This is a genomic window from Mucilaginibacter aquatilis, assembly GCF_009755275.1.
Taxonomy (GTDB): domain Bacteria; phylum Bacteroidota; class Bacteroidia; order Sphingobacteriales; family Sphingobacteriaceae; genus Mucilaginibacter; species Mucilaginibacter aquatilis.
The window spans coordinates 203,516-216,637 of the sequence record NZ_WQLA01000002.1 but is presented as its reverse complement, the minus strand read 5'-3'; the positions used below and the strand labels follow the sequence as shown (position 1 = coordinate 216,637).

Below are 13,122 nucleotides of genomic sequence, written 5' to 3'. Positions count from 1 at the left end.
TTCTGTTTATTATATTACATCTTGGGCATACGTCGCATCATGTTGGCCATGGCTGCGGGGTTGCTTACCTGCTTCATTATTTTACGCATATCTTCAAACTGCTTTATTAAGCGGTTTACCTCCTGCAAATCAGTACCCGAACCTTTTGCTATACGTGCACGGCGGCTTTGATTAATAGCATCAGGGTTAGCTTTTTCATGCGGAGTCATTGACTGAATGATGGCCTCGATTGATTTAAAGGCATTATCACCAATTTCAACATCCTTCATCATTTTGCCCACACCAGGTATCATGCCCATCAAATCCTTCATGTTACCCATTTTCTTGATCTGCTGTATCTGGCTATAAAAATCATTAAAGTCAAACTTATTTTTGCGTATCTTCTTTTGCAGCTCGGCAGCCTGCTTTTCATCAAACTGCTGCTGCGCACGTTCCACAAGTGATACCACGTCGCCCATGCCCAAAATACGCGAGGCCATACGGTCGGGGTGGAAAACGTCTAACGCTTCCATTTTTTCGCCCGTACCAATAAATTTGATTGGTTTGTTTACAACCGATTTAATGGATAGTGCAGCACCACCACGGGTGTCACCATCTAACTTGGTTAAAACTGCACCGGTAAAGTCTAAGCGGTCGTTAAACACCTTTGCAGTGTTTACAGCATCCTGACCGGTCATAGCATCAACCACAAATAATATCTCGTGCGGGTTAACGGCAGCTTTTACCTGCTCAATTTCCTGCATCATAGCCTCATCAATAGCCAACCTGCCGGCGGTATCAATTATAACTACGTTATTGCCGTTTTGCTTAGCCTGTGCAATACCCTCAAGGGCAATAGCTACAGGATCTTTACTTTCGAGGTTAGCATAAACCGGAATGCCTATTTGCTCGCCCAAAACCTGTAATTGCGTTATAGCCGCAGGGCGGTAAACGTCATCAGCTACCAGTAAAGGCTTTTTATTTTTTTGCGTTTTAAGGAAGTTGGCCAGCTTACCTGTAAAGGTGGTTTTACCGGCACCGTTCAAACCTGCAATTAAAATAATGGTAGGCGTTGCCGGAAAAGTTAATTCGGCAGTAGTACCACCCATTAGCGCCGTAAGCTCATCATTCATGATTTTGGTGAGCAATTGCCCCGGCGATATGGTAGTGAGCACGTTCTCACCTAATGCCTTTTGCCTTACATCATCTGTAAAGGCTTTGGCGGTTTTATAGTTTACGTCGGCATCCAGTAAGGCTTTTCTAATTTCCTTCATGGTTTCGGCCACGTTAATCTCGGTAATAGTTCCCTGGCCTTTCAGAACCTTAAACGCCCTGTCTAACTTATCGGAAAGATTTTCAAACATGCTGATAAATACTGCTTTATTTTGAGCTTACAAAGGTATTGTTTTTTGCCGTAGGTTGTATACAAAGCCTTAATTAACCAACATGAAGCGTAAATAAAATAACAACTAACCATTTAGTTATTATTAAAGTTTTTATGTACCTTGTTAAAAAAGTCAATGAAAACTTACTTAAAACTTAGCCTGATTATAATTACATTTACCACAACTGCAACCGTGGCGCAAACTATAAAGCGAATACCAACAACTGTAACTGTTGATGGTAGCGGCAGAACCACCGAGCCACCTATATATAAGGATGAAAGAGGCAAGATTTTAGAGCTTAAACAAGTAATGAGCTACATGCAAACCGGCGATTATAAAATGGTGAAGACTGCTGATAAGCGTAATAAGCCGGTATTTGTGGTCACCAAATCACCTGGTTTTAACCGCAGGCCGGTTGCAAATGAGGTAGTGGTAAAGCCGCAATAATCCATTTACTCAGTTTTAAACGGCATTGTTACCGTTTAAAACTTATGCTCTGTTCACAATATATGTGATAACCTTTAATATACTGTTGTACAGTTTTGGAGTTTCGCGTTCATTTGCCGCAAATGGCTTTACAAACCTGATGTGGCTATCAAATTAGGAGCCCATTTAATGTAGAACACCTTACGGGAACCTATAAATAATACCTAAAGCAAGGTTTTCGCTGGCCTGTATGCCAGGCTGGGTATCGGTGCGGTTTACAAAGGCATCTCTGTCATAAATAGCAACGCCTGTTATTGTTACTGCAACCAGGCGGTTAACTTTTGCAGCAATTGTTAAATCGAGGCGATGATCAATATTTTGTGCGCCACGACCGTAAGGCACAAATATTTGATAACGTGATGTTAAACGCAAGTTTTGCATAACTTCTTTATCAAATAAAGCAACTGCCTGGAATGCAAGCTCGTTATAAACTGATCTTCCTAGTTGTACGTTGTATGCCTTAGGCGGATTTCCGGAGTACTCAATGCCATCGTTAAGTACGAAAGTTTGACGGGCTGTACCGGTACCAATACGTAAATCAAACCAATTGTTAGGCTTGTATTCAAAACCGAATGATTCGGTTATGTAACCTGGCGCCATAAACTGCGATATAAGTACCGGAGGCTTATTTGCATCGTACCTGAAACCTTTGTCAAACTGTGATTCGAAACTTAATGACCCGAAGAAGAACCACGATTTAGATAATTGTGTGGCCAGTTTATTATCCCAAAAAATACGGTCGTTGGTTTTTCGGGGTAGCTGCTCCTTGTTTTTCGATCTGCCGTAAAGCAATACCAACTGGGTAGTGAATACAAACGGCTGCTTATTGTACTCCAGCTTGTAATCAATATTACCGTTTATAGCAAAAGAGTTTACACCACCACCCGTCCAGTTATTACTAAAGCTTGATTGATTGAAATTGATGCCTATAATAGCCGTTTTATGCCAATAGCTTATTTTATAATCCATCATGCTAACGGGCATGTATTCGGGCGTTACAATGATTGGCCTCAACTGGCGGGGCACAGCGTTACGGCGCGGACTAATACGATACCTGTTAATAAGATTAGTATCTATCTTAATACTATCGCGGCGCAAGCTATCGGCACGGCGAAGGCTGTCGGTCGTTCGCTGTAAATTAAGCGCAACGCGTTGCAGGCTGTCGGCACGGCGCAAGCTATCGGTTTGCTGGGCAAAAACCGTGGCGCACATAAACACAAAGGCAGATATAAACGTGAGTGCAGTTCTCAACATATTACAACAAATTAAACGAAAATGCGCAACGGATAAAAATTTGATTTGAATTACTTGAAGTATCAGCTAAAACAGCTTACCCATGCCCAAAGTTTTCGCCTACTTAAATATTGATCATCACGTTCAAAGCGGTAGGCTTCGCGTTCAAAAACAATTTGCTCATAGGCAGTTTGATGATTATTGTATTTCAGCCTGTTAACAAGATAATTCAACAAGTAAAGTAAGTAAAATGGTATAACGAGCAACTCGGCTGCCTGCTTTAAATGTATGGTTTCGTGCCTTAGTAACACTACATCATTTTTTAATACTTGTGTACGTACTAATATAAACGGAAACACGGCCATTCCATCAACTTTAAGGCTGCTTACAACAATAACCGGAAACTTCATGGTGTAAGTGGCACGTAACCCGGGGCATTAGGGTTACGCTGAAAGCGTTTAAGGTTTGATTTAATTTGATTAATAAACTCGTAATCACTGGCAGTGGTTACCATATAGTAACTAGGCCGGTAGCGGGCCATAAAGTTTGATAGTTGAGGATCTTGCAAACCGGTTACCTGTTGCACCAGTTTTTTACTAAAACGTTGGTCTATTACGTTTAACTTATAATCCTGCTCAATAAGTTCGCGCAAATGTGTGGCATTACGTCCGCTGCGGCTTAACATGTTCCAAATAGCATCAATACCTATTCCGGCACCGTTGGGCCCAATGCTTAAAATATCCTTATGTGCTAAGGAGCCATAAATTTTAGAATAGGCTTTGCGGGTTTCCTGTAACTTTTGGTCGGCGGTTAGTGTGGTATCGCGTACGTTTACCTCCTTAAGCATAATACTTTTGGCCTTAAGGTATACCGCCATATCACCGGTGGCAGGTACCCGCACGGTATCATTAAAGTAATTTTGTTTGCTTACTACCAAGGCATCGCCAGGGCGGGCGCTTATCTTAAAATCGGCCTTAAGTGTGTTATATACCGATTGGCCGTCACGTAAGTTTCGGATGTTGACTTTGGCTATACGCTCCTTGCTATCCTTGTCAAACACAAGACCCGCAACCTGTTTGTCTTGCGCAAACAAGGCCGGTGCTGTAAAACAAAAAAGCAACAATAGCCAATACCTCATCAATAACTCAGAATTTAACGGGGAACAAAGGTTTAAATTATAAACAAAACAAACGTACTGAGTTTGATAAATTTAACGTTTTTTAACAGCCCTGTAAACCGGTTGTTACTTAGCTATAATCAGTTGCTGGCCTATCTTAATATTATTATCGTTCATATTATTAAGTGCCTTCAGCTCTTCAACAGTTAGTCCGTAACGTTTTGATATATTATACAAAGTATCGCCGGTGCTTACGGTATGCACTTTTACAACCGGCTGTGCCTTTACAATGGTATCTTTTTGAGGATTAGCACTATTTTGATTTATTTCGGCCAGTACCCGGTCTTCACGACGTATTTTTTGCACTTCTCCTTCCGGACGGTCATACTGATCGAGCCCATACTTCTTTATAGTGTTGATAAGTAATTCGGGATATTTAGGGTTAGTAGCATAGCCGCATTGTTTTAACCCGTATGCCCAGCCAACGTAGTCATTTTTATCCAACTCAAATAGCATAGCGTAACGCTTGCGTTTCAAAAACTCCGAATGATCACGGTATGATTCTTCCGGGTTGCTGTATACCCTGAAACAGTCGTCAACCTTGTCATCATCTTTATAATAGCTGCGGCCGGTCCAATCGCTTGTGCATTTAATACCAAAGTGGTTGTTGGCATAACGGGCTAACTCGCCGTTACCAAAGCCCGACTCCTGTAAACCTTGCGCAAGGGTTATACTGGCCGGTATACCATAAAGGTTCATTTCTTTTACAGCAATAGCTTTAAAACGGTCAATATAACTTGCTACGGTGTAACTTGTAACCGTGGTTGTACTCGCTACAGGCTGATTTTCTTTTTGTACCCGCTCATTATTCTTTTTGTATTCGGGGTTGCGCTTTACCTCGGGTGCAGGCTTATTTACTGTAGTATTGCCGGGCGTGCGGGGAGGAGTGTAAACCGTTTTACGACGCGATGAACAAGCCGATAATAATAAGGTAATTATAAAAAGGTACGCTACGTTTTTAACCACGGGAAATTGAAATGCTGTTATATAAAAAAGTCATTGCAACATATAAAACAATCTCTGTACGAAGGATGCCTTTGATAAGCATAGTTCAGTGACTGCCTCATACCTCGCAATGACGGGTATTAAACTTTAATAATATTTTTATTGTCTTTTAGGTTCAGCGGCCTTTACAGAATCGGGCTGCTCATCGTAGGCATGCAAATCATACCTTTTAATTAAGCCTAACACCTGCGAACCCCATATTTTACTGCTGGCATAACCGCTGCGCTGTATTCCTTTAACCCAGCTTTTATAATCGTAGTGTGAAAGTGACTGTGAAAGATGACTAAACTGCTTACGCTCGGTCATGATGCGGGCAAAATCCTGAAAAGAGTCTGTTGCTGAGTCGTATTGTTTGTAGGCCGATTTGGTTTTCTTACGACCTGTATAAGATACAGGGCTTCTGCCTTTTACGCCGAAGTGATTGTTTTGAGTACGGGCAAGTTTGCTGTTTCCGCTGGCACTTTCGTGCATAGCTATAGCTAAAATGATGCTTGCCGGCACACCGCTCTCGTGCATTATGCGAATGGCATTATCTTTGAACTTATCCACATAGGATTTTGAAGTGTTCTGTGCCGAGGCCGCAAAAGCCGAAGATAACAAACAGGCAATCAGTAAGATTTTCTTCATAATTTACTTTTTTCTGATGACAAGCACGCCGTCGCGCACAGGGAGTATCAGTTTTTCAACCTGTGTACTAACAGCAATGGTGTCATTTAGTTTTCTGAAAAGTTCGGTGTCATTGTCTTTAGCGTCTCCGTACACTTTTCCTTTCCACAAAACGTTATCAATTATTATTAAACCTCCCGGTCGTATTTTGTCAATGATCAACTCGAAGTAAGCTAAATTGCTTTTTTTATCCGCGTCGATGAATGCAAGGTCGTAAATATTTTCTGATAATCCAAATAACACGTCCCTGGCATCGCCTATGTAAAGTTGTATACGGTCTTGTACGTCAGCCAGTTCGAAATTGTTTTTAAGCGTTTCTTCCTGTTCACGGTTCACTTCAATGGTGTGTACTTTTCCACCCTCAGCAAGACCCTCGGCAAGGCAAATGGTGGCATAGCCGGTAAAAGTTCCTATCTCTAAAATAAGTTTTGGCTGTACCAGTTTGCTTAACATACTTAACAACCGACCCTGATAATGCCCGCTCAGCATGTTTGGCTTTAACTGCTTTAAATACGTTTCGCGGTTTATTTTTTTCAGCGCCTCGGGCTCGGGGTCGCAATGAGCTTCCAGGTAAGTCTGCAAATCATGGTTAAGTATTTCCATTGGGCAAATGTCGGTGTTTTTTAAAGCAACACCAAAAGAGGGAAAACCTAGATGTCAGTTTAGTTAATTATTTAACCTTTATGATAACATACTATATAATATTGATAATAACCGTTAATATATTAACTCCTGCCTTAAGTAGCTTTGATATAAATAAACCAATTTACCTACTAACCTATCTTCATGAAAACATCAGCATCAGGAGCGCCACTTCCATGGCAGAGCCGTGTCTTTTGGTTGGAGTTCAACACCCGCGGACACCCCCATTTGAAATGTGTTACTAACCATTCCATTTCTTAACCACAAATTTTTAAACCTGTATTTATTATGAAAAAACTTAATTACCTGCTAACCCTAAGCATATTGTTTATGGTTATAGCTGTTAACACTTCATGGGCGTCAACCAGTAAAAAACAACAAGAACAACACTGGGGAACTCCATACTCTATAGCTTATTTGGCTAAACATCACAAATTAATTGAAGCCAACAAGGCGTTTAATTATACAACTGTTTATTTCAATATCTACCTTCCGCAAAACACCTATTTTACTTATTGGACGGTAACGTTTGATAATGGCATAAACACCTACACCTTTAATACTGACCCTTACGCTCACTACAATCCGCCATATTATGAAGATTCGTGGTCGGGCATTCCGCAAGGTACCTACACTGTTACCATACATAACAATGGATATGGCAACGGTTACTTATTTGATGCCGTTTTAGATTTTGTTGATGCTAACAGCCAATCACAGTCACCTTACTTCTGGGATAAAAACACAGATTACTCTGACTTTGTATTTCAAAACGTTTATGTACCCGGCGATCCGAATACATCAATCGGAATGAGCCTTTCAGCTCATCAATAATCCACACAATTGATAAATCATTCACAATAGAAAATTATTATCATGAAAAAACTTATTTATGTGTTTACAGTAAGCTTGTTACTGATTGCAATTGCCTTCAGTGACTCAATGGCTGCTCATAACAAACAGCAAAAGCAACACTGGGGAACGCCGTACTCTATAAATTATTTAGCCAAGAATCATAAGCTGATTGAAGCCAACAAGGCATTTAATAACACCAAAATATATTTTACGGCCTACCTTCCGCCAAATACTTATTTAACATCCTGGACAATAACTTTTGATGACGGAACGAATACTTATGAACTTCAAACTGATCCAAATGGTTATTACAATCCTCCATATTATGAAGATTCGTGGTCAGATATTCCGCAGGGAACGTACACAGTTACCATACATAGCAACGGTTATGCTAATACCTACATATTTGATGCTATACTAGATTATGTTGATGCTAACGGACAACTGCAGTCGCCTTACATTTGGGATAAACACACAGACTACGCTGACTTTGTATTCCAAAACATTTATGTGTGCGGAGGTACTAATTCCTTAATTAACATTTACCTGGCGGCTCATAACTAATTCACACAACTGATAAATTATTCACAATTAAAAATAAGTATCATGAAAAAACTTGTTTATGTGTTTACAGTAAGCTTATTACTAATTACCATTGCTTTCACAAACTCAATGGCTGCTCATAACAAGCAGCAAAAGCAACATTGGGGAACGCCATACTCTATAGCTTATTTGGCCAAACATCACAAATTGGCCGAAGCTAATAAGGCATTTAATTACACCAGGATTTTTTTTAACATTTACTTACCGCAAGGAACGTCTTTTATACATTGGACGGTAACGTTTGAGGATGGTACCAACACTTATACATTAAATACCGATCCTTATGGCTTTAATTATGGTTCGTCTTATGACTATTCATGGTCGGGTATACCACAAGGCACTTACACTGTAACTGTACACAATCAAAGCTATGCTAACAACTACTACTTTGATGCGGTGTGCGGGTTCACTGATGCTAATAACGAGAATCAGGCACCTTACTACTGGGATAAAAATACTGATAACAGCGATTTTGTATTTCAAAACGTTTACGTTCCCGGCGATCCTGGTACTTCAATTGATCTTTCACTATCAGCACATCACTAAATCACAATTAAAAGGGAGAGCCTTAAGGCTCTCCCTTTTAGTTATTAACTGCTACTCAGTGGCAAGTGTATCAATATGCACATTGAAGCGCTTACTTATAAAATCCATAATCTCCGGCTGGTGTCTATTATCATGCAAACCTTTTGCAGTATCCCATACGTTACCATCGGTAAATAAAATATGATAATGGGGATCCTGAGTTAGCACGTTACCATCCTCGCCCGATCGGGTGTATTCTACATAGGTTATTTTCTTTACCTGTTTAAAGTTGTACTCCTTTACACCTGTGCCCTTAAACTCGTTAACCTCTATTTTATAATTCCATATTTTGATGTAGTAGTCGCTCATGAAAAAAATCATTACCAATGCTATTACACCAGCTACCCACGCCATTGGCCTGAACACCTTCATACCGTCATAACCATGTTTCAGGTTAGTAAACAAAGTATATTCAGTATATTCCACACTGGTTAAAATAATGCTGTAAACAATCCTGATTGGAAAATAAATAAGGCTTACAGCCATGAAAAGTGCTGGAATGTACCATAAGTCATGATCAATAAACAGCTGATAATTTATGCGGGGGTTATCATCAGCTTCCCATTGCATAAGGTACTGAAGCAGCTGACCAAAGGCCAATATCATCAGCGGCAAAAAAATGATTAAAGTTATAAGGCCAAACCATTCCCACTTCTGGTACTTATGTTTGAGGTCGGCAAAGCTTAAATAGTTATCGGATTTGGTTGGCTTGTATGGAAACAACAGGGGTAAAGCACCCAACAATATAGCAGCAACAATTTCGGTAAGCCAGGGGTACATGGGCAAGGTTTAAAATCCGAACGACTTCCGCTCCATCCACGATTGCAATAATATAACGGCCGAAACCGTATCAACTAAACCCTTATCCTGCCTGCCTGATTTTTTTACACCGCCCGCCAGTATAGCCGCCGATGCCATTTTTGAGGTAAAGCGTTCGTCCATCATTTCAACAGGCGTATCAGGAAAAGTCTTTTTTAACAAGTTAACAAAGCCTTTAACATGCATAGCCGACTGCGATGGTGTATTGTCCATTTGCTTAGGTTCGCCTACTATAAAAAGTTCAACCTGCTCAGTTTGCAGGTACCGTTTTAAGTAATCAACAATTTGATTTGGGTGTATGGTATCAAGCCCGGTGGCTATCATTTGCAGCGGATCGGTAACGGCAACGCCTATGCGTTTGGTACCGTAATCAAAGGCCATTATTCTGGGCATGTTACAGGAGGTGTGAGGCCTAAGGCCTGTTATTAATAAACTATTGAACAAAGTTAATTTAATTATCACAAAATATCCGGCCTCCGGTGTTGCCATGTCCTGCAATGGAAAAATTCCCTATCTTGCACCAATGCAGTTTAAAGAGATAGTAGGGCAGCAAGCTGTAAAGCAACGTTTATTAAACACCGTTAAGGAGAACAGGGTTAGCCATGCCCAGTTGTTTTTGGGTCCCGAGGGTTCGGGTAGTTTAGCGTTGGCGGTTGCTTACGCCCAGTATCTCTCGTGTGAAGACAAGCAGCCTCATGATTCGTGCGGTGTATGTGCCTCATGCCGTAAATACGAAAAACTGGTTCACCCCGACCTGCACTTTTCATATCCCTTTTTTGCTTCTGATAAAAACGACACTGCCCTCAGTTTTATTGAGCAATGGCGCGAAGCACTTTTAACGCATCCGTACCTAAGTCTTGATTTATGGCGCGGATACCTCGAAGCCGAAAACAAACAGGCAAACATTAACATTGCCGAATGCCATCAAATTATTAAAAAACTGAGTTTAAAGCCATTCGAATCGGTTTACAAAATTTTAATTTTATGGTTGCCCGAATATTTGGATAAGGAGGGGAACACGCTGCTTAAAATTATTGAGGAACCGCAACCTAATACCGTATTTCTATTGGTGGCACAAAACCAGGATCAGATATTAAACACCATATTATCACGTACGCAACTGGTTAAAATACCAACGCTGGGTTATACCGATGTGCGCGATTATTTGGTAAATGAAAAAGGCATACCGGGCAGAACCGCCGAAGAAGCGGCTTACCTAAGCAGTGGTAATTTAACCGAGGCGTTAACCATGCTTACCCAGGAAACAAACAGTTTTCATCAGGATTTTTTAGACTGGTTGCGCAAATGCTACAGCAACAAAGGTTTGGAAATGATGAAGTTTGTAGAGAAGATAGCCAAGGCAGGCCGCGAATCACAAAAGAACTTTATACGCTACGGCATTAATTATATACGCGAGTGCTGCCTTATACTAAGCGGCGCTGGCGAGCTGGTACACTTGCCTGCTGCCGAAAAAGACACGGCACAAAAAATGTCGGCTGTAATGACCATTGAGATGACCGAGGCTATAACCAATGTGCTTGAGAAGGCGCATTACGCTGTGGAACGAAATGCAAATCCTAAAATTTTGTTTTTAGATGTATCTTTGCAGATTATAAAAATATTACATTTTAAAATTATCCCGCAAGGGAATCAATATATAACCTGATATGGGATGTGGAAGTTGCTCAACCGGAGGCGGATGTACGCCGGCGGGCTGCAAAAGTAATGGATCATGCATGACCAATGGCTGCAGTAAGCTGGATGTATATGATTGGCTGTCAGATATGGATATGCCGTCAAACTTTAAAGCTTTCCAAATAGTTGAGATTAAATTTAAAGGCTCGCGTAAGGATTTTTATCTTAACGCTGATAATATATACCTTGAAGCCGGTGAACTGGTGGCAGTTGAAACAGCAACCGGTGGCTATGATATCGGCCACGTATCATTAACGGGCGAACTGGTGCGCATGCAAATGCACAAACGCCATGTTAAGGAGGCCGATGTTACTAAAAAAATCTATCGCCGTGCATCAACTGCTGATGTTGATAAGTGGAAACTTGCTAAAGACCTTGAGTGGGAAACCATGCACAAGGCCCGTACACTGGCACTCAACCTCAACTTATCAATGAAAATAAGTGATGTTGATTACCAGGGCGATAAAACCAAAGCTACGTTTTATTATACTGCCGAAGGACGCGTTGATTTTCGTGAACTGATTAAAAAAATGGCCGAGGCCTTCCGTATTCGCATTGAAATGCGGCAGATAGGTATGCGCCAGGAAGCCAGCCGTTTAGGCGGTATTGGATCTTGCGGGCGTGAGTTATGCTGTTCAACCTGGCTAACTGATTTTAAAACAGTTTCAACATCTGCGGCGCGTTATCAAAACCTTTCCTTAAATACGCTTAAACTGGCCGGTCAGTGCGGTAAGCTTAAATGCTGCCTTAACTACGAGCTTGATAGCTACATGGATGCGCTTAAGCATATTCCTGATAATGTAAACTATCTGCGTACCGAACAAGGAGAAGCCCGCCTGCAAAAAACCGATATTTTTAAACGTATGATGTGGTTTAGCTTACCCGGTGCCGAAAACTGGATAGCTTTGCCAATTTCACGTGTTAAAGAAATTCAAAAACTAAATAAGGAAAACATTACTCCTGAATACTTCTTAGAGGAAGTTGAAGAAAAAGCAGCACCGGCTAAAGTGCTTGATTACGAAAACGTAGTAGGACAAGATAGCCTTACCCGTTTGGACGAACGTGGCCAGCAAAATCGCAATCGTAATAAAAAGAAGAAGAAACCGGCTCAGGGTGGTACCGGCAACCAACTACAACAACCGCAGCAAAATGCAGAACAGCGTAAGCCACAACAGCAACCACAACCAAATGCAGAGCAACGCAAAGCTCAACAAAACCAGGGTGGCGGCAATAATCAGCAACGGCAAAACAATAACCAGCAAAGGGTAAATCCAAACAGGCAACAGCAGGCTAAACCAGCCCCTGATGCTGTAAAACCATCGCCGGTTACTCCTGAAGGAGAAGCAAATGCTGAAGCAGCAGAAAACTCAAGTAAACGCAATAACCGCAGGCACCGTCCAAACCGTAACCGTGGTGGCGGCGGTAACAAGCCCGACAATAATCAGCAAACACAAGCCCCGCAGGCATGAAATTAGTTAAGTTATTAAGTTACTCATTACTGGGTTATTTGTTAATAACTACAGTAAGCGGCTGCACCGATCCGGGCAGGGTAATGGACGAAAACAAATCTGTAGCTAACCATAACTGGAGCTATGGTAATAAGATAAAGTTTGACGTACAGATTAATGATCCGGCGGTAGCATACAATTTGTATTTCAACTTGAGGGTAACAGCTAATTATAAATACGCTAACATTTTTGTGCTGCTTTACCAAAGCGGGCCGGGTTTGAAAAAAACAACACCTACACGGTTTGAACTTAAGCTAGCCAGTCCAACAGGTGAATGGTTAGGCAAGGGATCGGGCAGTATGTACAGCTATCAAATTCCGTTTAATACCAATTACCGTTTTCCGGCTAAGGGTGTTTACCACTTTGAAATTGAGCAAAATATGCGCGATAATCCCTTACGTTCCATTAACGATGTAGGGTTACGTGTTGAAAAGGTAGAATAGTTATTTTAAACTATTTGCAATAGCGGCTGTTGCTTTTTAAA

At 41.1% G+C, this 13,122-nt stretch carries 16 protein-coding genes; 7 read left to right on the top strand and 9 right to left on the bottom strand.

Going from position 1 to position 13,122, the window contains the following annotated elements:
* Positions 1-14: 14 nt before the first annotated feature.
* On the bottom strand, positions 15-1,343 hold the full coding sequence (gene ffh, locus GO816_RS05490) for a signal recognition particle protein (protein WP_157540353.1): 1,329 nt from the start codon (positions 1,341-1,343) through the stop codon (positions 15-17).
* A gap of 156 nt (positions 1,344-1,499) precedes the next feature.
* Between ffh and GO816_RS05485 the strand changes: the two genes are divergently transcribed.
* The gene (locus GO816_RS05485; RefSeq protein ID WP_157540352.1) at positions 1,500-1,811 is read left to right on the top strand and encodes a hypothetical protein; all 312 of its coding nucleotides are present in this window, start codon (positions 1,500-1,502) and stop codon (positions 1,809-1,811) included.
* Between the two features lie 180 nt (positions 1,812-1,991).
* Here GO816_RS05485 and GO816_RS05480 read toward each other — a convergent pair whose 3' ends face one another.
* From GO816_RS05480 to GO816_RS05455, 6 genes are all read right to left on the bottom strand, one after another.
* Positions 1,992-3,104 (bottom strand): DUF3078 domain-containing protein, encoded by a 1,113-nt coding sequence (locus GO816_RS05480; RefSeq protein WP_232336498.1) that lies wholly within the window; start codon positions 3,102-3,104, stop codon positions 1,992-1,994.
* Positions 3,105-3,166: 62 nt separating this feature from the next.
* Positions 3,167-3,493 carry a hypothetical protein gene (locus GO816_RS05475; RefSeq protein WP_157540351.1) on the bottom strand — a complete coding sequence of 109 codons (327 nt, stop codon included), beginning with the start codon at positions 3,491-3,493 and terminating at the stop codon, positions 3,167-3,169.
* Positions 3,490-4,176, bottom strand: a complete 687-nt coding sequence (locus GO816_RS05470; protein WP_157540350.1) for a hypothetical protein — start codon at positions 4,174-4,176, stop codon at positions 3,490-3,492. Before GO816_RS05470 ends, GO816_RS05475 begins: the two co-directional genes overlap by 4 nt.
* A gap of 150 nt (positions 4,177-4,326) precedes the next feature.
* The gene (locus GO816_RS05465; RefSeq protein ID WP_317163594.1) at positions 4,327-5,226 is read right to left on the bottom strand and encodes a glucosaminidase domain-containing protein; all 900 of its coding nucleotides are present in this window, start codon (positions 5,224-5,226) and stop codon (positions 4,327-4,329) included.
* Positions 5,227-5,364: 138 nt separating this feature from the next.
* Positions 5,365-5,892: a glucosaminidase domain-containing protein gene (locus GO816_RS05460; RefSeq protein ID WP_157540349.1), complete on the bottom strand. Its 528-nt coding sequence runs from the start codon at positions 5,890-5,892 to the stop codon at positions 5,365-5,367.
* Positions 5,893-5,895: 3 nt separating this feature from the next.
* Positions 5,896-6,534 carry an O-methyltransferase gene (locus tag GO816_RS05455; protein WP_157540348.1) on the bottom strand — a complete coding sequence of 213 codons (639 nt, stop codon included), beginning with the start codon at positions 6,532-6,534 and terminating at the stop codon, positions 5,896-5,898.
* 327 nt (positions 6,535-6,861) lie between these two features.
* Here GO816_RS05455 and GO816_RS05450 point away from each other — a divergent pair, with 327 nt between their 5' ends.
* The 3 genes from GO816_RS05450 to GO816_RS05440 are packed head-to-tail and all read left to right on the top strand — an operon-like array spanning position 6,862 to position 8,577.
* Entirely contained in the window at positions 6,862-7,407 is a 546-nt protein-coding gene (locus GO816_RS05450) for a hypothetical protein (protein ID WP_157540347.1), read from the top strand.
* A 42-nt stretch (positions 7,408-7,449) separates the two neighbouring features.
* Positions 7,450-7,992, top strand: a complete 543-nt coding sequence (locus tag GO816_RS05445; protein WP_157540346.1) for a peptidase associated/transthyretin-like domain-containing protein — start codon at positions 7,450-7,452, stop codon at positions 7,990-7,992.
* A gap of 42 nt (positions 7,993-8,034) precedes the next feature.
* Positions 8,035-8,577, top strand: coding sequence for a hypothetical protein (locus GO816_RS05440; protein ID WP_157540345.1), 543 nt, complete (start codon positions 8,035-8,037; stop codon positions 8,575-8,577).
* 51 nt (positions 8,578-8,628) lie between these two features.
* On the opposite strand, the gene GO816_RS05435 is transcribed toward GO816_RS05440, so the two are convergent.
* Both GO816_RS05435 and ruvX read right to left on the bottom strand, forming a co-directional pair.
* Complete coding sequence (locus tag GO816_RS05435; RefSeq protein ID WP_157540344.1) at positions 8,629-9,396, bottom strand: hypothetical protein; 768 nt, start codon at positions 9,394-9,396, stop codon at positions 8,629-8,631.
* A gap of 9 nt (positions 9,397-9,405) precedes the next feature.
* Complete coding sequence (gene ruvX / locus GO816_RS05430; RefSeq protein WP_157540343.1) at positions 9,406-9,828, bottom strand: Holliday junction resolvase RuvX; 423 nt, start codon at positions 9,826-9,828, stop codon at positions 9,406-9,408.
* Positions 9,829-9,958: 130 nt separating this feature from the next.
* Here ruvX and GO816_RS05425 point away from each other — a divergent pair, with 130 nt between their 5' ends.
* The 3 genes from GO816_RS05425 to GO816_RS05415 are packed head-to-tail and all read left to right on the top strand — an operon-like array spanning position 9,959 to position 13,081.
* Positions 9,959-11,101 (top strand): DNA polymerase III subunit, encoded by a 1,143-nt coding sequence (locus tag GO816_RS05425; protein WP_157540342.1) that lies wholly within the window; start codon positions 9,959-9,961, stop codon positions 11,099-11,101.
* A 1-nt stretch (position 11,102) separates the two neighbouring features.
* Positions 11,103-12,599: a PSP1 domain-containing protein gene (locus GO816_RS05420; RefSeq protein ID WP_198171425.1), complete on the top strand. Its 1,497-nt coding sequence runs from the start codon at positions 11,103-11,105 to the stop codon at positions 12,597-12,599.
* Positions 12,596-13,081, top strand: a complete 486-nt coding sequence (locus GO816_RS05415; RefSeq protein ID WP_157540341.1) for a gliding motility lipoprotein GldH — start codon at positions 12,596-12,598, stop codon at positions 13,079-13,081. Before GO816_RS05420 ends, GO816_RS05415 begins: the two co-directional genes overlap by 4 nt.
* The last annotated feature ends 41 nt before the right edge of the window (positions 13,082-13,122 follow it).